The sequence below is a fragment of the Bacteroidia bacterium genome, assembly GCA_020852255.1.
Taxonomy (GTDB): Bacteria; Bacteroidota; Bacteroidia; order JADZBD01; family JADZBD01; genus JADZBD01.
In genome coordinates, this window is the sequence record JADZBD010000018.1 from 44,851 (window position 1) to 65,094 (window position 20,244).

Sequence of the window (20,244 nt, forward strand, 5' to 3'; positions counted from 1 at the left end):
CATGATCCGGTTGATGGGTGGTTTGGGAAACCAAATGTTTCAGTATGCCTTCGGTCGCATGCTTAGCCAGAAATATCAAGCAGAATTGGTTTTAGACGATACATTGCTAAAAGACAGGGCTTTTCCAGATGCTGTGGCTACTCATCGCGATTTTGCATTGGATGTATTTAAATTAGCGCCGTACCGGATGGCGGTAAAGGAGGAGATCGATTTCTACAATGGACAATCGGGAGATCCCTTTCGGAAGCGGATCATGCGCTATTTGCGTAACAGATTGGGATATTCCCGTCTGATAGTTCAGAAGGGAAACCAGTTTCATGATTTTTATCTTAAGCCAGGCGACAATCACTGTTTAGTCGGCCGATGGCAGGGTGAAATCTACTTTAGTGAAATTGCTCAGAGAATAAGGCAGGAATTTCAACTGAAAGATATTCTCTCAGTAAATACCTATTCACTCGGGAAAGAGATAAAGCAGCAAAATTCATTAGCAATTCACATCCGGCGTGGAGATCTTTTGACGAGCCCATTGTATGCGGAAAGTATTGGAGCACTCGAATTGAAATATTATCGGAATGCCGCGGAGATTCTTTTTAGAAAAGCTCAACCCGAAGCAACGTATGTTTTTTCGGACGATCCGGATTGGTGTGTAGAAAACTTTTCACCTGGATTTCCCGTAACTGTCGTGCCGGCTGTTTTGGGCCACCCGAATGGAGTGGGCCATTTGCATCTGATGTCATGTTGCAGACACCATATCATATCAAACAGCACCTTCGCATGGTGGGCTGCCTGGCTGAAGGAATATCCGGAAGGCATAACGGTGGGTCCCAGAGATTGGTTCAGAGACCCGGAATTGTTCAATCCGGTTATTTTCCCCGAAAATTGGATTAGGGTATGAGGATATTGTATTGTTCTGATGAATTTGGTGGCGTAACCACTACTTTTATACGAAATGAGTTAATGGGGCTTGAATTGACGGATTCGCTGGCCTATCATTGTCTTAAATCTCCGGTTCATTCTTATCTGGATGGGAAGATTAAGATATATCGTTCAGAATGGAAACAAAATTTATTTATAAGAAAGTGGGATTACCTTTTGTGGAAAAATGATATTTCTCTAAGACTTCATAATAAGTATTTTTCAAAATCTTTTCAGAAGTGTGTTGCCGAGTTTGATCCTGAAATCATTCATTGTCACTTCGCCTTTGAAGGTTTACGTATTCTGAATGCAATTGATATTTTGACCATACCTGTTGTGTTGCATTTTCATGGATACGACGCCACTCAGATGATGAAATATAATTGTTATGTCAATGAACTTAAGAAATGGAGTGAACATCCCAAAGTTTATGCTATCTGTTGTTGCAAGGCGCTGCAGGATCGATTGAATGAACACGGAGTAAAGTTCAGAAGCAGGGTTATCTTTTATGGCATTGATACAGATTTATTTACACCTGGCATTCGACTGGCGCAGAATCCTTATTTTACTTTGCTGCAGATATCCTCTTTCAGTGAAAAGAAAGGGCATGAATATACGATACGGGCTTTTAAAAGTACACCACCTCACTATAGACTGGTTCTGGCTGGCGATGGGCCCGAAAAGGACAATATGGAGAGGTTGGTCGCTGAACTGGATCTTAACAGCCGTGTAACATTCCCGGGTATTGTTGATCCGTTGCAGGCGAAAGTATTGTATAACTCTGCCGATGCATTCGTGCATCACAGTGTCACTGCCGCAAACGGTGATCAGGAGGGAATGCCCAATGCGTTAATAGAGGCAATGGCGATGGGATTACCTGTTATTAGTACTTTTCATTCCGGCATTCCGGAATTGGTTGAAAATGGCGTAAATGGGATTTTGGTAGAAGAAAGAAATATCACAGGTCTTTCTGAAGCTATGAAGAAAATCGGGGAATTGAGGTGTAGGGAGAAAAACAGAAATAAAATTTTGAATCATTTTGATCGCACTATCCATAATCGCAACGTAAGAGAGTATTATTCACAAATATTAGATAATGAGTAATTACACAAAAACTGTATTTATTGTCGTTGGAACACGGCCTAACTTTATCAAAGTAACGCGTTTTAAGGAAGTGGCAGAATCATTTCCCGGAATGTGTGTAAAAATCATTCATACCGGACAGCATTACGACGAAAAGATGGCGGATGTATTTTTCAGGCAATTTAAGCTGGTTCCTGATCATTTTTTAAACGTAGGTGCAGGTACTCCCGTCTCGCAAATGGCAGGCATTATGATAGGGATAGAAAAGTTATGCACGGAGCTACGACCTGATTTGATGCTCGTGGTAGGCGATGTAAATTCAACATTTGCTGCAGCACTAACAGCTAATAAGATGGGTATTATGTGTGGTCACGTGGAAAGTGGTCTCCGGAGTTTTGACCGGACTATGCCGGAGGAATTTAACCGGGTACTTACCGATGTGGTGTGTGATCTGTATTTTGTTACGGAACAAAGTGGCGCGGATCATCTTGTGCGGGAAGGTGTACAAGAGGAGAAAATCCATTTTGTTGGCAATACCATGATCGATACCCTGGTGAAATTTACCCCACAGATTAATGCCTCTCCTGTTCTTGAGGAATTGAACCTTACTTCCGGGAAATTCGCATTAATGACCATGCACAGGCCCGCCACGGTAGATAGTAGTACAGGACTGGAGAAGCTTTTTGATTTGATTGCGACGCTGACACGGAAGAATCCGGTGGTCTTCCCGATTCACCCGCGTACGAGAAAGAAGCTTGAAGATTTCGGATTGTCAAAGAAATTTTACGGATTGCACAATCTGATCCTGACAGATCCACTCGATTATTTTGCATTTCAAAAACTAACTAAGAGCGCCCGCTTCGTGGTTACGGATAGTGGTGGAATTCAGGAGGAATCTACCTTTCTCGGGATACCTTGCCTTACACTAAGACCGAATACTGAGCGACCGGTTACAGTAGATTTTGGCACAAATACATTGGTTCCTTTTGATGTAACTAAAGTAACGATGCTCACGGAGCAAATTCTTTCCGGTACGTATAAAAAGGGCAAAACCCCACCTCTGTGGGATGGCCTGGCTACCGACCGGATCATGAAAATCATCAGTAACATCAAATGATATTTTTTACCTGCAATGACCCGGTTAACGGAATATTCGAGAGTCAGGTAATCGACGTTTGCCGGTATCTGAAAGAGAATCATGGTGTCAGCATTCGTCTTATTTCCATGTTTCCGGCTTCTGCTTATTCAGAGCAGTCCGGTAAGCTTAGAATTTCCTCTCCGGACAGTATTGCTCTTCGCTCAGTTTTCCCACTCCGGCTGAATAATCTTAATTCCATGATCCTGAGAAGAGTGTTGCCTGAGCAAGCAGAAAACGTATGGGCAAGAGGGGTGTTTGCCTGCAAGATTGCGTTAAAACTAAAACAGAGTGGAAAAGTCAGAAAGGTCATATATGATGGTCGCGGAGCTGTAGCGGAAGAATTCCGGGAATACATGGATCCTTCGGCGTTCAGGAGAATGAGGAACGCAGAGAAGACATGTGTATTGCAGTCCGATTACCGGTGTGCCGTGTCCGATGAATTGGTTTCTTACTGGAGATCTGAGTTTGGCTATGCAGGAGAGACGCATGCCGTTATTCCTACTACCTTGAATTCAGCGGCAGCAACCCCCGATTTTTCTTCGGGTCATCGCCAGAAGATTCGCGAATCGCTGGGATTTTCGGCGCAGGATGTGGTTTTTGTTTTTTCTGGCGGCTCAGCCGACTGGCAGTCGTTTTACTTATTGGGAAATCTTATCAACAAGCACTTTCCCGGCAATCCGGATTATAAACTGTTACTACTGCTTCCGGATCATGCCACGGGCCCGGTTTTAAATCCAGTATTAATGGAAAGAGTAGTGCGAAAACACGTGTTGCCGGCAGAGGTTATACCGATCCTGACTGCCTGTGATTATGGATTACTTGTTCGGGAACCTTCCGTTACTAATAAGGTTTCTGCGCCAACAAAATATGCGGAATATTTGTATGCGGGCTTGCAAGTGATTATTTCGGATGGGGTAGGAGATTATTCTGTACTGACTAAGCGGAGAAACACGGGATATACTACCGGTGATTTGCCGGCTAATTTATTCCGCGCAAGCGAGGCAAGAAGGGAGGAGTTGAAAAACACGGCGTTGGAACTTTTTTCAAAGAAGTCAGAGCGCATTCAACAAGCTTATCGCAAACTTCTCAATGCAGTGGGAGAACTATAAGGGTAAAATTGCGCTGCTTACGGACGGTATAACTCCTTGGGTAGTAGGTGGGATGCAGAGGCATTCCTATTTGTTACTCAAAAGTATTTTACGGGCTGGGTGGGAGGTGGATCTTTATCACCCGGCTGGTCGCAATTTGCATGCCGGCTCCGAAATTCCCGGACTGGACACGGAGATGCGCCGGCGCGTGAATCTGATTCTGGTACAATTTCCTGAGCCGGAATTCATACCAGGGCATTATCTGAGAAGATCGTTTCATTTTTCGGCAAATATTTTATCAGTCTTTCAGTCCCGGAAACCGGTAAACATGATCATTGCAAAAGGATTTACGTCGTGGGCTTTTCTGACTAAAAAGAACAAGATGGCATTGCCGCCCGTTGCGGTGAATTTTCATGGAATGGAAATGTTTCAGAGGAAGATTTCTTTGAAGCAGGCAATAGAACAGTGGATGCTGCGGGGACCGGTCCGATATAATTTACAAAAAGCAGATTACGTTTTTTCCTACGGAGGAAAAATTACATCTATAATTATGGAAATCGGGGTTAATAGCGAGCGAATCGTGGAACTTCCGGCGGGTGTGGAGGAAAGGAATATACGAACTTCGGAACCGGGAGTCGCCGATGGTCCAAGAACCTTTGTGTTCCTGGGAAGGTGGGAGCGCAGGAAAGGAATTCAGGAACTTTCTGATGCAATCAGGTTATTGCTGAAGCAGGGACAAAAGTTTCACTTTCATTTTATTGGCCCCGTGCCCGACAACCATAAAGTTGCTTCAGATGCCGTAACATATCACGGAGAATTGACAGACTTTCAGCGAATTCAAACCCTATTAATGTCGGCAGACGTACTCGTATGTCCTAGTTATTCGGAAGGTATGCCAAATTCAATACTGGAAGGAATGAGTGCAGGACTGGCGATCCTTGCTACGGAAGTAGGAGCTGTTCCCGTAATGGTTGATGCCCAAAACGGTGTCTTGCTGGATCGTCCGCATCGGGAAGAAATTGCGGAGGGCATTAAGAGAATGATTGGGATGAGTGAAGCAGAGCTGACAGCCATGAAGAGAAGTTCAGTAGAGAAGTGCCGGGAAAAATTTAATTGGAATGTCCTTGATAAGGAAATTTCTGCATGGATCAGCGGCCATATTCGGCCTTAAGCATGCGGCGGAGGCCGTCTTCCAGGCTGGTGTCGGGCTTGAAGCGTATGTTTTTGTAAAGTTTCTCAGAATTTCCTACCCTTCGCCCCACTTCATAATCGTAGCGTTTTGAAGGGGCCTTAATAAATGAAATGCCGGAAGTTGAACCGGTGATTTTCAAAACGGCATGGGCAAGCTCCCGGATGGAGATCTCCTCCTCATTTGAGACATTGAGTACCTCGCATCCCTTTAATTTTCCTGCAACTTTGATGCATGCGGTAACAGTGTCGTCAATATAAGTGAAGTCCCTGGTTTGTTTTCCGTTCCCATAAACGGAGAGAGGCTCTCCCTTCAGCGCCTGTTCCATGAAACGGGGAACAACCATGCGCGTATCTTGTCCGGGCCCATACACATTAAAGAATCGTAACGAAACACTTTCAAGCCCCTTCTCCTCATACAGCGCCTTTAAATAAATCTCATTGTATCTTTTGGCAATAGCATACGAGGTGCGCGGATCAAGGGAAATGGTTTCGGTAAAGGACTTTTCAATTGCCGAATGGCCGTAAACACCCGACGTGGAAGAGTAGATCAGTTTCTTGGTTCCGTTGGCGATGCAGTAATCCGTAATATTTCTGAGACCTACAATTTCAGTCTCCATGGTTTCAACAGGATTATCTGCCACAACGTCTACGCCCAGCACGGCTGCAAAATGATAGATCAGATCGCATCCCTTGGCAGCCAGTCGGACATCCTGCTTTCTACGGACATCACCCTTAATAAATTTAAGCTTTTTCTGAACCCCTGCAGGTATCTTGTTGCCCCGAAGAAGGTTGTCCAGCACCACCACTTCTTTTCCCTCCTTTACCAGACGTGCCGCCAGGTGAGAGCCGATAAAACCGGCGCCTCCGGTAATCAGAACGCGTTTCTTAGACATATTGGATTTAAGGTATCTTTGAAATAGAAAGACAAAGGTAATGATTTCCCCGGCCTGTTACCATGAATGAAGCAACCCGTGAAGGAAAAGAAATGCCCGGGCTGAATGCCCTGCGCTTTTTTGCCGCCTTTTCTGTTTTTATCGGACACCTGGAGCTGATTAAATATCACCTGGGGCTGAAGAACAGATATGACATGTTTGAGCGGTTTAATTTCGGCGGGATTGGCGTTTATTTCTTTTTTGTGCTGAGTGGCTTTCTGATCACCTGGCTCTTGCTTCAGGAAAAGAAAAAAAGTGGAACAGTAGCAATTAGAGCCTTTTATATGCGAAGGATATTGAGAATCTGGCCATTGTATTATCTGATCCTCATACTCGGCTTTTTTCTTTTACCGTCCATTGACTTCTTTGAACTCTACCCGCACGGCTTCAGAGAAAATTTCTATCTCGATCTGATCCTTTACCTGATCGTTTTCCCTAACCTTGCCTTTGCCATAGCTCCTCCTGTGCCGCATATTGGTCAGGCCTGGTCTATCGGCGTGGAGGAGCAATTCTATCTGTTATGGCCTGTCTTGATGAAATATATCCGAAATACCGGAGGACTTATTTTTGGCCTGCTCGGATGCTACCTTTTGATCAAAGGAACAATCTGGATTCTTACACCCGATGAGCCTGCTCAATGGTGGGGCGTGCTTAGAAGATATCTGGCAATGAGTAAATTTGAATGTATGATGGTGGGTGGACTTGGAGCCTGGATTGTGTTCAGGGAAACAAAATGCGTTTTATCAATCATTTTTCATCCCATAATACTGGCGGTTTCCCTGGTATTGATCCCATTACTTTCCTGGTTGCTTTTTCCTTATCATTTTCTGCAGGATGTAGTTCACCTTCCACTTTCCTTTTGCTTCATTATTGTTATACTGAATGTAGCTAAAAATCAAGGATCGTTTTTAAAACTGAACAACCGTTATTTAGACCGTCTGGGTAAAATATCTTATGGTTTTTACATGTATCATCTAATGGTTCTCTTTCTGGTTGTTAAATTATTCGCATGGAGCTACCGGGAGAATAATTGGTGGACCGATGCAGCAGTAGTGCCGGTCGCCTTCATGACCTCTACTGCTATTTCCTGGATATCCTATGAGTATTTTGAGAAGAGATTTATACGCATGAAAGCCCGCTACAGCAAAGTGTAATGTTCAAAAATCTGACCATAGAAGATCCTCTCTTCCGGACCAGGCAAAGCCGCTGGGTTCTGCTCGTGGTTTTTCTTGCCATTTTTGTCAATTCCTATGTTTTTATAAAGGAGCCCGCAGAGGTGTACCTGAGCTATCCGGGCATCGCTTTACTACTCCTGCTTTGGCTGTTCCGTTTCGGGCTGCCACCTGTGATCATCCAGGTGTTTGGCATTTTGCTCTTTGCCGGCGTGTTGAATATTATCCTTGGAAATAACACGATTGGGAATTTTGTAAAAATATTTCTGGGAGTCTTTATGTCCTATCTTTTCTTCTATTATATTATGAAAGTTTTTGAGTTTAAAGTGGAAGAGTTGTACCGGTGGTATTTAAAAGGGTGTGTGATTCTCTCTTTAATCGGATTGTTTCAGTTTTTTTCCTTTCTCGTGGGATTCAGGTATGGATACGATTTATCATGGATCTTGAATAAGGGAGGATTTATCGGTGGGGGTAATTTCGGTATACGGATTAACGCGCTATTCCCTGAACCGACTTATCTTGCCTGTACACTTTCTCCTGCTATGTTCGTTGCGATGTATAACCTTTTCCGAAAGCAGCAGCTTTACCTGAATAGATGGCAGAGCGCACTGGTAATAGTCGTTTTTACTCTTTCTTTTTCCGGACTTGCGTTTGCCGCATTTTTAATTGCAGGTATATTACTGCTTGTTAACTTCGGACTGGTCCGGTATATCCTTCTCTTTGTGCCCGTGCTAATGATCAGCTTCTCCTTTATGTATAACAATGTAGAAGAATTCCGTCAACGCTACGACAGTACCGTAGAAATTTTTCGAACCGGTCAATTTAAAGTCGGAGAAACGCACGGATCATCGGTTATCTTATACAATAATTATCATGTAGCACTGGAAAATTTCAAGTCAAATTTTTTGTTCGGGACAGGACTTGGTTCCCACCAGGTGGCATTTGAACAGTACAGCATTACAAAAGGAATTAAGACCTGGGGTTTCGACCTCAACAGCCAGGACGCCAACTCCATGCTGCTCCGGCTTATCTCAGAAACAGGATTATTCGGGACTATTCTCTTTCTGGTACTTTTTTTCAAATGCTATGTCAAACGGCATGAAGAAGACCCCGATTTCCCCCCCAGGTTCTGGATAATCTCAAATGGGATCTTTATTATGATTGCACTAAACCTTCTCCGGCAAGGTCATTATTTCCTCAACGGTTTTCCTTTTTTTGTTTGGCTCTATTATTATAATTACCTGGACTATACGTCGTATATGGCGGAAAAAGCGGAGAAGCATAAGCAGCAGCCATCCGCCGGTTTAGCGGGCGGGTAAAAAGCTTGTTAATTGCTGTAGCCATAGGAGATACCCCTTATCTGTAAGATGTACCCCGTCACTTGTCAGTTCTTCCGCCAGCCTTCCGTCCCTCTTGAATATGCGGTGCAGGTCAATAAATATCACTTTATATTCCCCGCATAGAGTCCGTATCCCTTCGTTTACTGAGCAAATGATGCGGTTGGCCTCATCCGGGTCGCTCATCCATCCTTCCTTGAACGAGACGGGAAGAATGCTTTGAAGAATGATATGCTCCGGTGGAAGGTAGCGAAGAGCTTTCTTTATGATATTACGGTAATTCCGGAGGATTTTCTTTTCACTGAGCCCGGCCAGAATATCATTGATCCCGATCTCAATATAGATACTCCCCGGTTGCTGGTTCAGGATGGTATCCATCCGGCGGAGAAGACTTCCTGTAAAATCACCATTGATACCGCACACAGAGACGGAAGCATTCCCGGAAAGATACGCCCCGAGACCCGCGGTCAGGCTGTTACCGAAAAACACATGTTTTCCGTGGTGTTTGAGTTTGTTAAAATGATTTGCCTTAAATTTCCACTCAACGGATTCTGAGTTTTTTTTAAAGATCGCATAAGGGCGTATCCATGCTTTGTAGATGAAAAATCCCCCGGCAAGGGAGATGAGAATGAGGATAAACCACCTCGCCCGGTATTGCCTAATCCGATCCCACATTATTCATTAGCCTGTCAAAATTACGAGACTCTTTACGCCACTTCAGCCGGTTCATCCTGTTCAGTGCCCAGTAAACTTGCCCCGCAGTCCAGTAGCACTCTACATTGGATCGTCTGATATGGTACGACTCCCGGTTGATATTGGATCCCGGATAGCTTCCGAAAAAATAGGAGTAATGTTTCCGGATCAGTTGCATCTCCGGAACGCCCGTGCTGTATGCCGTATTATTCGGACAACAGAAAGCCTTTACCTGATCAGCAGAAATGGCCAGCCGCTCTGCAATCAGCGACCTGCTTTCCGCAATTTCTTTTATCCGTTCAGCTAAATCAGGATGATTTGCCAGGAGATTGTGGGTATAGCTGTGAGATCCAACTGAATGTCCGTCCGCAACAAGTTGGTTCAGATCATTCCAATTCATGGCCTCATGATCTTCCGCTTCTGAATCTAACTCCGGATCTATCAGCGGGCGAATATGCTTTTGGAAGTATAGTTTTTGACCCGGCGGGGGGGTGTCAATGAATGCTGGAAGCACGAAAAACCAGGCCTTCAACCCTAAGGTGTTAAGCGCCTCTGCAGCATGCAGGTTGTTTTTTAAACCATCATCAAAGGTGAGTAGCAGGGAGGGATGGTCTGCTTTCTCCTTATTCGAATATGCCGCCTCGAATTCTTTGGGAGAAATCAGGTGAAAATGATCCTTATACAAAGAAAGCTGCTCCCGGAATCCCTGTATATGTTTTCGCTGCGTTCCGTGATAATTCACCACCACAATCTCAGAGGAAGGATAGGATAAACCCCGGAAGCGGAATTCCATTTGACCCAGCGCCGTTTTTAGGCGCTCCTTCAACGGATGACTTTTTACGATGTATGTCATTACCACGTATCTATATCGCTGCGGAATAAGCGCCAGTTAGGGGCTTCCACTATAGAACTATCGGGAAGAAAATTCTTAACCATAAAATATATTCGCTTGTTAAGTGGCATAAAGTTGCGCTGTTGCAGAGCCTTCCTGATGCAGCTGTTCTCCAATGGGTTAATTGCAATAGACAAAAAGTTAATGCTCCTGATCCGGGTAACTCTGCTTTCTAATAACTTTAATCCATTCGATATAAACTCTGCATTGCTGCAGTTCGTTCTAATGTCGCCAATTATCAAGTGCTTGAAGAATTTCCCCCTTTTTTCGGGCTTAAGAGCGCAAGTCATTTTCATGTCTCCTTCCGAATATTCAAAAAACTGAACCTTGATCCCAGACCGGGCAGCGGCTCTCCATTTTCGAAATCCGGTATCTTCGGATAGGCTGATCAAATCGGGATCGAATGGAAAAGAAGATGTTAGCTCAGGGAAAGATTCGCTTAGGCAGGTGGGATTGAACGTTCGTAAAACTGAGAGGTAATTAATGGGTTTTACGTACCATGTGAGGTTAACAACATTTGTCCAGCCATTTCGGAGTAAACTATTTTTGCTGACATCTATTGGAAATCCGGTTAGGAAATCTATTTTTTTATGCTTTTGTAATTCCAGGTTCATAAACTGGAGGAGAGACGCAAAAACTCCCCTTCCTCTGTAGTTTGGATTTACGAGAGAATTGCCTGACTGAAAGGACCGAAACAGCGTGTTTTTCCACCTGTAAGGCCAATAGAAAAAGGACTGAAATCCTGCCACTGTATTACCATCCATAGCAACGATGCGTATGCATTCTTCCTTCTGGTAAGGGTGATTGTAAAATGTGTCCATTTGGGATGCGAGTAACACTGGATCTACCCCGTATTCCTTTGCAAAAAGACCGGAGACCTGATCGGCCATCCAAGTTTCGTAAAGCTTGATATCTAAGGACATACGTAGAATTGCTACCTTTACAAAGATAAGAAATCGATGAAGCTTTTGGTACTTTATGAAGAACTGGCAGGTTATTTTCTGGCCTGCATTCGGGAACTGACCTCCAGAAAGGGTACACAGATTCTGATTATTGCTTCCTCACCCAATCCGGTGGCACCTTTCGATTTTCCGGAAATGGAAGGTGTGGAGATTCTTTACAGGGATAACATGAATGTGGAGTCTTTGCAAAAATGTGTGGCCACTTTCAGGCCAGATGTTATTCTTTGCGGTGGCTGGAGAAGAAAAGAATACCGCCGCATCTGTTCACTATATAAGCATACCATTCCGGTGGTGCTCGGTTTTGATAATCCATGGACCGGCTCAATGAAGCAGAGACTTCTTTCGCTGTTTGCGGGTGCATTTGTACGGCAGTCATTTACCTGCGCATGGGTTCCGGGAAACAGGCAGGTTATATTTGCCAGGCAACTCGGATTCAGGGATGCGGAAATTTATACCGGTGCGTATTGTGCCGACACCCATAGGTACGAAAAATGGTATGAAGAACTTCAGCCGGAAAAAAGCAGGAACCGCCCACGTCGTTTTGTTTTTTCTGGCAGATATACTAATGTTAAAAATGTTGAAATGCTTTGGGACGCTTTCACAGAAGCGAAAAGTGAAACAGGAAGTGACTGGGAATTGTACTGCCTGGGCAAAGGAGATATTAAGTCGCGGCAGGAAGATGGCATCCGTCATCTTGGTTTTGTCCAACCGGAGGATATGCTTTTTGTTCTGAAAGACACATCGGTTTTTGTTTTACCAAGTACGTTTGAGCCCTGGGGAGTAGTGGTACATGAATTTGCGGCGGCGGGGTATCCACTGCTGCTATCCTCTTCAGTAGGAGCAGCGGAGGTCTTTCTGGAAAACGGGAAGAATGGTTTTTTGTTTGAGGCCTCTTCCCGGGAGTCTTTAAAAAACGCACTTAAGCATTTTATGAATCAAAGTGAAAAGGAATGGAGAGCTATGTCGGATCACAGCATGGTGCTGTCCCGGCGCATTTCACCTGCAAAGTGGGGAGATACTCTATGCTCCTTTTCTGAAAAGCATTTTTAAACAAGCCCGCAATGTGTGGCATAAATATTATTCTCAGTTCACAGCCCGGGCCGGTCGGATTAGCAGCCGTTCAGCGGATGAACGACGCCATTGCCCACCGCGGACCAGATGATACTGGCATATTCTCCGGGGGGAAAGTGCAGCATGTTTTTCTTGGACACCGACGTCTTTCCATCATTGATCTTACTGCAGCTGGTCACCAGCCCATGACGTCGTCTGATGACCGTTTTGTTATCGTCTATAACGGCGAGATCTATAATTTTTGTGATCTCCGCCTGGATCTCTCCAGGGCAATGCTGGGATCATCCGTCCAACCCTACGGATTCACAACAGAAACCGATACAGAGGTGATCCTTGCTGCGTATAAAGCCTGGGGCACGGAATGTGTTAAACGGCTCGACGGAATGTTTGCTTTTGCTATATGGGATAAACAGGAAGAAACGCTTTTTATTGCTCGCGACCGGTTTGGAAAAAAGCCGCTGTATTACTGGGCATCTGATGAGATGATGATTTTCTCCTCAGAGATTCGTGGAATTCTTGCCTCAGGTCTGGTAAAACCGGTACTGAACAGTTCCGCACTATGCGAATATTTCCAGTACCAGACAGTGTACGGACAGGATACGCTGATCCGTAATATCCGTTTACTGGAGGCCGGCACATGTGCGGTGATAAAAGACGGAAAGATGAAGGGGTGGAAATATCATGAAACGCCATCATCCCATCGTACAGATCTGCAGAGTCTTACCTTGCACCAGATCCGGAAAATGATTCATGAGGGTTTATCCAGGGCGGTGGAAAAGCGGCTGGTTTCGGACGTTCCATTTGGCGCATTCTTATCCGGGGGAATTGATTCAAGCGCGATAGTGGGCCTCATGTCACGCATGCACACCGGAAAAGTAAAGACCTTCTCCGTTGTTTTTCGCGAGCAGGAGTTCAGCGAACAGCAGTATGCGGACAGGGTAGCATCAAAGTTTAATACCGATCATACTAACATTGTCCTGTCTGTACAGGATTTCCTCAATACTATTCCCGATGCCCTTGCTGCAATGGATCATCCCGGTGGCGACGGACCTAATACTTATGTTGTAGCCGGCGCTACCCGTAAAGCAGGTATCAAAATGGCCTTATCAGGGATCGGAGGAGATGAATTGTTCGCAGGATACGATGTTTTTAAGCGTATTCATAAAATGCGCAGATGGTGGTGGCTGAATCTGCTGCCGCCGGATCTTCGGAAAATGTTGGCCTTGCCTGCGAACAAATTCCGGCAGACCGTAAAAACAGAAAAGATCGCTTCATTTCTTCAGGCTGGAACCGATATCAGGGAATTATACCGTGTAAGTCGCCAGGTTTTTTCGGATGATCAGGTTCGAAAACTGGTACAAACAAACTGCGGGTGGGAAATACGAAGAATACTTAAAGATATCCCCGAACTTCCTGACAATTTCCTTCTTTCACAACTTTCTCTTAATGAGATGCATACTTATCTGCATTCCGTGCTGCTTAGAGATACAGATGTAATGTCTATGGCTCACGGCCTGGAGGTGCGGGCGCCTTTTCTGGATCCTTCGCTTGTTGACCTGATACTTGGTATTCGCGATGAGTGGAAATTCCCCCATTCTCCTAAGAAATTACTTACCGATTCACTGGGCGACCTGTTGCCTGCGGAAGTAATTCACCGGAAAAAGATGGGCTTTACACTTCCCTGGGAACATTGGATGAGAAAGGAGCTTTACACATTATGCGATTCAAAAATCCGGTCTTTGTCTCAGAGAGGGTTTATTGGTAAAATTACTCCGGTTGAACTGTGGGAACGATTCTTAAAGAAGGATCCATCGGTAACCTGGTCCAGGCTATGGCATCTTGTAGTGTTGGAGGACTGGATGCAAAGGCACGCCGTCAATGAGTAAGAAAGGAAAAATACTAGTTTTCATTGATTGGTATTACCCGGCGTACAAGGCGGGTGGTCCGGTGCAAAGTTGCCTTAATCTTATTGAACGGCTAGGTGACCAGTTTGAATTCAAAGTTGTTACTTCCAATAAGGAATATTTAGAATCAGACCCCCTCCCGGATATCGCAGCGGATCAATGGCTAACCGGCCCCTTCGGAGAACAAGTGATCTATCTTTCGGAAGCAGGAAATACCGCTATCTCCAGAATTCTGGAAAAGGAGATGCCGGATTTTATCTGGCTGAATTCAATGTTTTCAAGCTCCTTCAGTATTCTTCCCCTCCGGCTATGGAAGGGAAAAGTGTTATTGTCGCCACGAGGGATGCTGGCACCGGAAGCACTAAGGCTGAAACGAATAAAGAAACAGATCTTTCTAAAACTATCTGCCCTCTCCGGGTGGCATAAAAATGTTGTATTTCATGCCACGAATACGGAAGAGGAGAGGCAGATTAAAAAATGGTTTCCGGACAACGAAATACGGATTGCTCCGAATTTTTCCGCGCGAAGTACTCCTCTCAGAGTAAATCGGAAAAGATCTGCCGGTGAAACACGACTCGTGATGCTTGCAAGGATTGCCCCGGAAAAGAACAATCTCTTTGCGTTAGAACTTTTGAAAAGCCGAAAACCGATCGGACAGATTACGATGGATCTCTACGGTGCTGAATACGACAAGGTGTACGCGGAAAAGTGCCGGAGTATCGCTGCTCGGATGCCTGAGGGAATTACCGTTCGGTTTATGGGAACCATTGAGCCGGGAAAGGTGCAGGAGATGTTTCAGAATTATGATTTTCTTCTTTTTCCCTCCAGAGGGGAAAATTATGGTCATGCTATCGTCCAGGCATGGAGCGCCGGTACTCCTGTGATTATTTCCGATGCCACGCCTTGGAAGGATCTTGAGAATAATTCTCTTGGATGGGAAATTCCATTAGAGGAAGAGAGAAAGTGGCAGGAAGTGCTCTCCCGCGCAGAGACGATGCCGGACGCCGAGTTTAATAGCTGGTCGTCTGCCAGTATCCGCTTTGCGAGTTCGCTAAGTAATGATCCGCAGACCCTGGTTTTAAATCAGAACCTTTTCCGGCTGTAATACATGCCTAAATTGCCGGCATGATCTCCTGGGATCGTGTGCCGGCTCTGCGGTTACTAATACCGTTTATGCTCGGGATCATCGCCGGTCCCGGAGGCTGGTCTGTTCTTCCGGCCTCCGTACTCTCCCTGCTTCTTGTGCTTTCGCTTATTCTTCATCACCGCTCTGCGTTGTGGCGTGGTCTTGTCGTACTATCTCTTCTTTTCTTCCTGGGCTCTCTTTCGCGTTGGGTACATTCACCTCATGCCGACCATACACATTACGTGCATTTTGGGATGGAACAGAACAGAAGCTGGATGGGAGAGGTGCAGAGCACCGCACGGACCCGTAAAGGTTCCTGGAATCTGACTGTAAATATTCATGCTTCGTTTTCTCATCAATGGCACCCCGCATCCGGTAGTATCAAACTTTACATCCGTACGAAAGATCCATTGCCTCTGCCCGGAATGATGATTTTCTTTAAAACCTACCTGCGGGCATCCAATCCGGACGATTTTTACGGAAAGTATCTTCTTCAGCATAATATTTATGCCGCAGGCAACGCACGGATCGCTGATTGCCGGTTATTTGTTCCGGCTTTTTCCCTGCGATCTGTTTCAGCAAGGTGGCGCCGGGCTTTCATAGAGCGCATGAAGTCCTGCGGAGTGCACGGAAATGCATTGTTGGTGGGTCAGGCACTCGTGCTGGGCGACGACGGAGAAATTCCTGCAAGCGTCAGAGATGATTATGCAAATACAGGAGCCGTACATATCCTTTCGGTTTCCGGGCTCCATGTTGGAATGATCTATTTTCTTTTACGGATACTATTCCTGAATCATCGCTGGGGACAGCGACATCGTTTAATTGCTGTTCTGCCCGTAATCGCCGGTATCTGCTTGTACGCTCTGGTTACCGGAATGTCTCCCAGTGTTCTTCGCTCCGCCGCGATGTTTATTCTTTTTGCGGTCGCAGAAACCTGGAGAAAAAAGACAGAATCGGTGAATACCCTCGCTGTTTCAGCGTTTCTGCTGTTAGTTGCGAACCCATTACTGATCTTCGACGTTGGATTTCAGTTGTCCTATACAGCCGTATTCGGAATCCTTGTGTTTTATCAGCCCCTGCGTGCCCTTTGGATTCCGGAAAGCAGGTGGCAGCAATGGCTGTGGGATATGAATGTGCTTTCTGTGGCGTCACAAATAACTACCTTCCCGCTGATCCTGTATTATTTCGGCAAATTTCCTGTTCTTTTTCTGCTGGTTAATCTGGTGGTTATACCGTTTTCAACCGTGCTGCTCTACACCGGAGTCTTCATTATTTTGCTCGGATGGATTCCGGTAATTGGCGCGTGGGCAGGCTGGCTGTTTCGGAACGGAATGAATGGAATGAATGCCGTTATTGAATTTACGGGTCAACTGCCTTTCGCGGTTCTTCAAAACATAAGCATTGGTTTGCTTTCGGTCCTATTGCTTTATTCAGGAATAGGGATGATTACGCTCTGGCTCTACCGGAAAGATCCCCGCCTGTTTTCCTGGGTTCTGGGAATATTGCTACTGTTCCAGCTAAGCTTATTGTACCCCCAGTAATTCGGGAATCAGCTCTCCATCGCCCTCCGGGTCAGAAATACCAAGGATACTGGTAATGGTATGGTGAAGGTCCTTCAAGGAATACCTGTTATTTACCTCTTTTCCATCGGGAATGCCTTGTCCGATAGCAAAGAGCATAATGTGACGGCAGCCGTCACAGCCGTCACCATGACTTACAAAGCCATCCGCAATATTCGTTGAATGACGTCCGTGGTCGTTCGTTACGATGAGTGCCGTTTTATTTCTGTAAACCGGATCAGATTGAATAAACTGCCAGATACGCCCCACGTAGCTATCCACGTCCCGGATACCTTGCAGATACCCGTCCCAGCTGCCTGAATGTGCAGAGCCGTCCGGTTCCCTGAAATTGACAACCAACAGGGAGGGGTGCTGCGCTGCCATGGTACCCAGAACCCTCTGCAATGTGATGGTATCATGACGGTAACCGGTGGCCAATCCGTTGATCCCGCAATCGGTTCGCGGCATATACAGGTCTTTCCAGGCTGAATTCTTGCAGTTTCTCAGAACCTCCAGTTTGTCCTTGGAAGTGATAATCCATGCTCCTGAATTATCCTTCTTCCGTTCTCTCAGCCATACCTGCAAAAACGAGGGCTCGTCAGGGATTTCCTGACCACCGTTATTAATATTCTGATATACGCCTGTTGTAATGGCCGTGTGGCCGCAGGTGGTCTGAGTATAGCCATCCTGAAAAAAGGAAGGAAAAATACAAGCCTCCGGGAGCAGAGAACGCATCACAGGGATATACATCAGATCCGGGGCACCGAACGTTTCACTGTACCGGGCTCCGTCCATCACTACTACTATAACGTGTTCAGCGGAGGGCGAGGTAACGGCGAGATCCTTCCGGCAGGAAAGAGAAAGCAGAACCGGAATAAAAAGCAAAAAGAACCGCATGGTCAAATGTACTAAATTTGGATATGAAATTCCGGGTGGGTACCAGGGTGAAATTTCTCGATGAAACAGGGGAGGCCCTAGTGATGCATATTTACCCCAATGGGAATATCAAAGTGCTCACCGAGGAAGGATTCGAACACATTATGCCGGAGGGAAAATTGATTCCGGTTCCGGGAATGGAGGAAGAGACAGAAGATGAGGCGGCGAAGTCAACACAGCAGGATGGCATTCCTGATTTCGATCCGGAGGAGGTTATCAGTCTGAAGGAAAAAATGTTCAGCAAAAGAAGGGAATCGGCTCCGGCGCGGGATATCCGTACGGAGCAGATAGAGGTAGACCTTCACATAGATGAATTAGTGGAGAACGCAAAAGGAATGAGTAACAGTGAAATGCTCGCTGTTCAGATTTCCATATTCAGGCAAACAATGGAGGAAGCGTTGACAGGTCGCATTCATAAGGTTGTTTTTATTCACGGGGTGGGAGCAGGGGTGCTGAAAGCGGAAATTAGAATAATCCTGAGAGCCGACTATCCTGCCTGCGAGTTTTTCGATGCCTCCATGAGCAAATATGGAATGGGGGCTACAGAGGTGCGTATTCGCTGAGTACGGTCTGATTAGCCGGTGTTTTTGTACCTTTGCACTAAGGCTTCCTTGTCGCTCTTCGCTTTGGCGGAGAGAGGAAAGTCCGGGCAACATAGAACACCTCGCTTCCTAACAGGAAGAGTCCGCCTTTGGCGGATATGGAAAGTGCCGCAGAAAATTACCGCCTTTTATTTCCGCTTTGGCGGATTTGAAGGGTAAGGGTGAAAACGTAAGGTAAGAGCTTACGGGTTTCGTTGGTAACAGCGAAGCAGGGTAAACCCCGGGGGTTGAAAGGCCAAATAGGTTACGGTGAAGGGCTGTTCGCCTGAATCCGAAAGGATACCGTAACGGGTGGGCCGACAGATCAGGCCGGTGACGGCAGGACCAGACAAATGACAAGGGTTGGGATGAAAATCCTGATGACAGAACCCGGCTTATAAGCCTTAACATCAACCCAGACCTGCGGAGGCAGTGTCTGGGTTGACCATTTCCGGGCTAGTTGTTCAGCATCACAGGCATCACCAGCATGAGGGTATCTTCCCCTTCTGCTGCTGCGGTGGCAGGCTTAATAATGCCGGCCCGGTTAGGGGCGCTCATTTCAAGAACCACATCTTCTGTTTCAAGATTATTCAACATGTCGAGAAGAAACCGGCTGTTAAACCCGATTTCCATATCCTGTCCTTCGTATGCACAGGTCAGCCTCTCATTTGCTTCATTTGAAAAATCCAGATCCTCCGCCGAAATATTCAGCTCGCTTCCTCCGACTTTCAGGCGAACCTGGTGAGTAGTTTTATTGGAGAAAATGGAAACCCTGCGAATGCTTCCCAGAAAAGAACTGCGGCTAATGGTTAGACGGTTCGGGTTTTCTTTAGGAATTACCGCTTCATAGTTCGGGTATTTGCCGTCGATCAAACGGCAGGTAAGGTTGATGCCTGCGAAGGAGAAATGCGCATTGTTCGCGTTGTATTCCACCTGTACGTTTTCGTCATTAGCTGTAAGGAGATTTTTAAGCAGGGTAAGCGGCTTCTTCGGAACAATAAATGAAGCCACATTCTGGGGTTTTACGTCCGAACGCTTGTAGCGCACCAGCTTATGGGCATCCGTAGCCACAAAAGTTACACCGTCATTTTCAATCTGGAAAAACACCCCGCTCATTACAGGGCGAAGCTCATCATTTCCGGTGGCAAACAGCGCTTTATTCAGCGCGGAGGTCAATACCGATCCGTTGATCATAAAAGAAGCCGGACTTTCGATGGCAGGGGCTTTGGGATATTCATCTCCGCTGTGCCCGGTCAATTTATATTTTCCATAATCGGAATTGATCTCAATGCTGTTTTTCTTCCGGTCAATATTGAACGTAAGGGGTTGCTCCGAGAATGTTTTCAGCGTGTCCAGCAAGAGTTTTGCTGGTATTGCAATGCTTCCCGCATCTTTTGATTCTACATGCAACGTTGTGCTGATCGTTGTTTCAAGGTCAGAAGCGGAGATCTTCAGGTTGTTCTGCTCCAATTCAAAGAGAAAATTGTCCAGAATTGGCAACGCATTGCTGGTGTTGATCACCCCGGAAATGGCCTGCAGCTGCTTCAGCAACGTGGAACTGGAAACAATAAATTTCATCGCAATATCTTTTTGGTTAATTATGATTCACCCCGGTTTTCGGGGGAAACAAATTTACCTTTTCAGCAGGCGAAATCCCACCTGAT

Annotated in this window: 18 protein-coding genes and 1 other RNA gene; 13 read left to right on the forward strand and 6 right to left on the reverse strand. The window is 45.8% G+C overall.

Annotated features, from left to right (window positions below; translation table 11 throughout):
- Nucleotide 1: 1 nt before the first annotated feature.
- Genes IT233_10385 through IT233_10405 form a run of 5 tightly spaced genes read left to right on the forward strand, consistent with a single transcriptional unit; the run spans nt 2 to nt 5,395 of the window.
- Nucleotides 2-895 carry an alpha-1,2-fucosyltransferase gene (locus IT233_10385; protein MCC7303039.1) on the forward strand — a complete coding sequence of 298 codons (894 nt, stop codon included), beginning with the start codon at nt 2-4 and terminating at the stop codon, nt 893-895.
- Nucleotides 892-2,019: a glycosyltransferase gene (locus IT233_10390; protein MCC7303040.1), complete on the forward strand. Its 1,128-nt coding sequence runs from the start codon at nt 892-894 to the stop codon at nt 2,017-2,019. The genes IT233_10385 and IT233_10390 overlap by 4 nt, the downstream gene beginning before the upstream one ends.
- Entirely contained in the window at nt 2,012-3,115 is a 1,104-nt protein-coding gene (gene wecB, locus IT233_10395) for a UDP-N-acetylglucosamine 2-epimerase (non-hydrolyzing) (protein ID MCC7303041.1), read from the forward strand. Before IT233_10390 ends, wecB begins: the two co-directional genes overlap by 8 nt.
- Nucleotides 3,112-4,245 carry a hypothetical protein gene (locus IT233_10400; protein ID MCC7303042.1) on the forward strand — a complete coding sequence of 378 codons (1,134 nt, stop codon included), beginning with the start codon at nt 3,112-3,114 and terminating at the stop codon, nt 4,243-4,245. The genes wecB and IT233_10400 overlap by 4 nt, the downstream gene beginning before the upstream one ends.
- Complete coding sequence (locus IT233_10405) at nt 4,226-5,395, forward strand: glycosyltransferase family 4 protein (GenBank protein ID MCC7303043.1); 1,170 nt, start codon at nt 4,226-4,228, stop codon at nt 5,393-5,395. The genes IT233_10400 and IT233_10405 overlap by 20 nt, the downstream gene beginning before the upstream one ends.
- On the opposite strand, the gene IT233_10410 is transcribed toward IT233_10405, so the two are convergent.
- The gene (locus IT233_10410; GenBank protein MCC7303044.1) at nt 5,373-6,308 is read right to left on the reverse strand and encodes an SDR family NAD(P)-dependent oxidoreductase; all 936 of its coding nucleotides are present in this window, start codon (nt 6,306-6,308) and stop codon (nt 5,373-5,375) included. The genes IT233_10405 and IT233_10410 overlap by 23 nt on opposite strands.
- Before the next feature lie 62 nt (nt 6,309-6,370).
- Here IT233_10410 and IT233_10415 point away from each other — a divergent pair, with 62 nt between their 5' ends.
- Complete coding sequence (locus tag IT233_10415) at nt 6,371-7,501, forward strand: acyltransferase (protein MCC7303045.1); 1,131 nt, start codon at nt 6,371-6,373, stop codon at nt 7,499-7,501.
- Nucleotides 7,501-8,838 (forward strand): O-antigen ligase family protein, encoded by a 1,338-nt coding sequence (locus IT233_10420; protein MCC7303046.1) that lies wholly within the window; start codon nt 7,501-7,503, stop codon nt 8,836-8,838. The genes IT233_10415 and IT233_10420 overlap by 1 nt, the downstream gene beginning before the upstream one ends.
- On the opposite strand, the gene IT233_10425 is transcribed toward IT233_10420, so the two are convergent.
- The 3 genes from IT233_10425 to IT233_10435 are packed head-to-tail and all read right to left on the reverse strand — an operon-like array spanning nt 8,824 to nt 11,331.
- Nucleotides 8,824-9,531, reverse strand: a complete 708-nt coding sequence (locus IT233_10425) for a hypothetical protein (GenBank protein MCC7303047.1) — start codon at nt 9,529-9,531, stop codon at nt 8,824-8,826. The two genes, IT233_10420 and IT233_10425, sit on opposite strands and share 15 nt — an antisense overlap.
- The gene (locus IT233_10430; protein ID MCC7303048.1) at nt 9,515-10,402 is read right to left on the reverse strand and encodes a polysaccharide deacetylase family protein; all 888 of its coding nucleotides are present in this window, start codon (nt 10,400-10,402) and stop codon (nt 9,515-9,517) included. Before IT233_10430 ends, IT233_10425 begins: the two co-directional genes overlap by 17 nt.
- Nucleotides 10,402-11,331, reverse strand: coding sequence for a hypothetical protein (locus IT233_10435; protein MCC7303049.1), 930 nt, complete (start codon nt 11,329-11,331; stop codon nt 10,402-10,404). Before IT233_10435 ends, IT233_10430 begins: the two co-directional genes overlap by 1 nt.
- Nucleotides 11,332-11,400: 69 nt before the next feature.
- On the opposite strand from IT233_10435, the gene IT233_10440 reads away from it, so the two are divergent.
- The 4 genes from IT233_10440 to IT233_10455 are packed head-to-tail and all read left to right on the forward strand — an operon-like array spanning nt 11,401 to nt 17,045.
- On the forward strand, nt 11,401-12,453 hold the full coding sequence (locus IT233_10440; protein ID MCC7303050.1) for a glycosyltransferase family 4 protein: 1,053 nt from the start codon (nt 11,401-11,403) through the stop codon (nt 12,451-12,453).
- An 11-nt stretch (nt 12,454-12,464) separates the two neighbouring features.
- On the forward strand, nt 12,465-14,360 hold the full coding sequence (asnB, locus tag IT233_10445) for an asparagine synthase (glutamine-hydrolyzing) (protein ID MCC7303051.1): 1,896 nt from the start codon (nt 12,465-12,467) through the stop codon (nt 14,358-14,360).
- Nucleotides 14,353-15,483, forward strand: a complete 1,131-nt coding sequence (locus tag IT233_10450; GenBank protein MCC7303052.1) for a glycosyltransferase family 4 protein — start codon at nt 14,353-14,355, stop codon at nt 15,481-15,483. The genes asnB and IT233_10450 overlap by 8 nt, the downstream gene beginning before the upstream one ends.
- 20 nt (nt 15,484-15,503) lie before the next feature.
- Nucleotides 15,504-17,045: a ComEC/Rec2 family competence protein gene (locus tag IT233_10455; protein MCC7303053.1), complete on the forward strand. Its 1,542-nt coding sequence runs from the start codon at nt 15,504-15,506 to the stop codon at nt 17,043-17,045.
- Here IT233_10455 and IT233_10460 read toward each other — a convergent pair.
- Nucleotides 17,028-17,960 carry an alkaline phosphatase family protein gene (locus IT233_10460; protein MCC7303054.1) on the reverse strand — a complete coding sequence of 311 codons (933 nt, stop codon included), beginning with the start codon at nt 17,958-17,960 and terminating at the stop codon, nt 17,028-17,030. The genes IT233_10455 and IT233_10460 overlap by 18 nt on opposite strands.
- Before the next feature lie 23 nt (nt 17,961-17,983).
- Between IT233_10460 and IT233_10465 the strand changes: the two genes are divergently transcribed.
- Entirely contained in the window at nt 17,984-18,562 is a 579-nt protein-coding gene (locus IT233_10465) for a Smr/MutS family protein (GenBank protein MCC7303055.1), read from the forward strand.
- Nucleotides 18,563-18,600: 38 nt separating this feature from the next.
- Nucleotides 18,601-18,991: RNase P RNA component class A (gene rnpB, locus IT233_10470), an RNA gene on the forward strand.
- A 45-nt stretch (nt 18,992-19,036) separates the two neighbouring features.
- Here the strand turns inward: rnpB and dnaN are convergent.
- Nucleotides 19,037-20,158, reverse strand: coding sequence for a DNA polymerase III subunit beta (dnaN, locus tag IT233_10475; GenBank protein ID MCC7303056.1), 1,122 nt, complete (start codon nt 20,156-20,158; stop codon nt 19,037-19,039).
- Nucleotides 20,159-20,244: the final 86 nt, after the last annotated feature.